The sequence below is a fragment of the Haloferax sp. Atlit-6N genome, assembly GCF_003383195.1.
Lineage (GTDB): Archaea > Halobacteriota > Halobacteria > Halobacteriales > Haloferacaceae > Haloferax > Haloferax gibbonsii.
Genome location: NZ_QEQJ01000072.1, coordinates 1 through 665, shown reverse-complemented (window position 1 = coordinate 665; position 665 = coordinate 1). Strand labels below are relative to the sequence as shown.

Annotated in this window: 1 protein-coding gene; it reads right to left on the bottom strand. The window is 65.3% G+C overall.

Annotation, left to right across the window (positions count from 1 at the left end):
• Window positions 1-665 (bottom strand): HAMP domain-containing sensor histidine kinase (locus tag DEQ92_RS21200; RefSeq protein ID WP_147299543.1); only part of this gene is annotated, 665 nt, incomplete at both ends.

Here is a 665-nt window from a genome sequence, read left to right as displayed (position 1 = left end):
GATCGAGAGCCCGAATCCCGTGCCGCTCTGTGACGTCGAATAGCCGTACTCGAAGACGTGATCGCGCTCGTCTTCGGGGACACCGTCGCCGTCGTCCGCGACGTAGAAGCCGTTCTGGAAGGTGCCCACGCGGACGGTGACGTCCGGTCCGCCGTGCTCGACTGCGTTCCGAAAGAGGTTCTCGAACAGTTGTCGCAACTGTGATTCGTCGCCGGTGATCGTGCCGTCATCATCGACGACGAGCGTGGCCGCACCGGTGTCGACGTTCCGCCACGACGTCCGGACGAAGGGCTCAAACTGGATGGGCGTCGGATCGAGCGTCGTCTCGCGGTCGCGAGCGAGCGTCAGCAGGTCCTCGATCAGATCCGCCATCCGCTCGTGGGCGCCTGCGACCTGCGTTAACTGGTCTCTGGCCTGCTCGTCCCCACAGAACTCCATCGCGAGTTCGAGCCGCCCCTCGGCCACGTTGAGCGGATTACGGAGGTCGTGTGAGACGACGCTCGCGAACTCTTCGAGTCGGGCGTTCTGTCGCGTGAGTTCCCGTTCGCGCTCGTGGAGGCGCTCGTTACGCCGGACCTGTTCGAGCGCCCTGACGATGTTGACGGCGAGGAGTTCACCGAGGACGACGTCCTCGTCGTCGAAGGCCCCCGGGGTCGGCGAGCCAA